This is a genomic window from Microbacterium sp. Bi128 (assembly GCF_918698205.1).
The window spans coordinates 1-1519 of record NZ_CAKKMM010001243.1 but is presented as its reverse complement, the minus strand read 5'-3'; the positions used below and the strand labels follow the sequence as shown (position 1 = coordinate 1519).

Annotated in this window: 3 protein-coding genes; all 3 read left to right on the top strand. The window is 64.3% G+C overall.

The annotated features are described in order from the left end of the window. Window positions 1-4 precede the first annotated feature (4 nt). Window positions 5-364 carry a non-heme iron oxygenase ferredoxin subunit gene (locus LQV45_RS31670; RefSeq protein WP_223917407.1) on the top strand — a complete coding sequence of 120 codons (360 nt, stop codon included), beginning with the start codon at window positions 5-7 and terminating at the stop codon, window positions 362-364. An 88-nt stretch (window positions 365-452) separates the two neighbouring features. Beyond that, window positions 453-1250, top strand: coding sequence for a Fe-S cluster assembly ATPase SufC (gene sufC / locus LQV45_RS31665; RefSeq protein ID WP_026537381.1), 798 nt, complete (start codon window positions 453-455; stop codon window positions 1248-1250). A gap of 13 nt (window positions 1251-1263) precedes the next feature. Then, on the top strand, window positions 1264-1519 hold a 256-nt coding region (locus LQV45_RS31660; RefSeq protein WP_230011385.1), incomplete at its 3' end, for a metal-sulfur cluster assembly factor.

Below are 1519 nucleotides of genomic sequence, written 5' to 3'. Positions count from 1 at the left end.
ATCAATGACTGAACAGCCAAAGGGCGAGCTAGTCTGCAACGCCAGCGAGATCCAACTCAAGCAGGCGCTGCGGATCCTGATCGACGACTACCCGGTAGCGATCGTGAAGGACTCGATGGGGGAGATCCACGCCATCGGCGACACCTGCTCGCACGCGGACATTTCGCTCTCCGAAGGAGAAGTCGAAGGCTGCAAGATCGAGTGCTGGGGCCACGGCTCCCAGTTCGACCTGCGCAGCGGCGAGCCGCTCCAGCTGCCGGCCTATGATCCCGTTCCCGTGTTTGCCGTGACCGTCCTGGATGACGAGGTCTACGTGGACTTCACCAACGTCCTGAACGGCGCCGAGGCTCCCAACTTCAGCTAGCTGCCTGCAGCCGGCAACCCGCACAAGAAAACTTATCGCCAAGAAAACGCACAGTGCCGAGGGCACGGTGCAGAGGAGAACAAGACACATGTCGACTCTTGAGATCAAGGACCTGCACGTCAGCATTGACACCGAGCAGGGCACCAAGGAAATCCTGAAGGGCGTCAGCCTGACCATCAGGACCGGCGAGACGCACGCCATCATGGGCCCCAACGGCTCCGGCAAGTCCACGCTGGCGTCCACCATCGCCGGGCACCCGCGCTACAACGTCACCTCCGGCACGATCACCCTCGACGGTGAAGACGTCCTCGCCATGAGCGTCGACGAGCGCGCCCGCGCCGGCCTGTTCCTCGCCATGCAGTACCCCGTCGAGGTCCCGGGCGTGAGCATGACCAACTTCCTGCGCACCGCCAAGACCGCGATCGACGGCGAAGCCCCCAAGCTGCGCACGTGGACCAAGGACGTCAAGGCCGCCATGGCGCAGCTGCGCATCGACGCCGACTTCACCCAGCGCAACGTCAACGAAGGCTTCTCCGGCGGCGAGAAGAAGCGCGTCGAGATCCTCCAGCTCGAGCTCTTCAAGCCGAAGTTCGCCATCCTCGACGAGACCGACTCCGGCCTGGACGTCGACGCGCTCAAGGTTGTCTCCGAGGGCGTCAACCGCGCCCACGGCGAAGGCAACATGGGCACCCTGCTCATCACGCACTACACCCGGATCCTGCGCTACATCAAGCCGGACTTCGTGCACGTGTTCGTCGATGGCCAGGTTGTGGAAGAGGGCGGCCCGGAGCTCGCCGACCGCCTCGAAGACGAAGGCTACGACCGCTACGCCACCGGCGCAGGGGCGGCCACCATCGCTGCCGCCTCGGCTGCAGCCCAGGCGTAGTTAGGACTCCGCAATGACCGAACTCAATGTGGCCCGCACGGGCCTCGAGGATGTCGAAGAGGCGCTCAAGGATGTGATCGACCCGGAACTCGGGGTGAACATCGTTGATCTGGGCCTGCTGTACGGTCTGAAGTACTCGGACGACGACGGCGCCCTGCTGATCGACATGACCCTCACCACCGCCGCCTGCCCGCTCACCGACGTGATCGAGGAGCAGGTCGGCAAGGCCCTGGACGGGATCGTCGACGACTGGCGGCTCAACTGGGTGT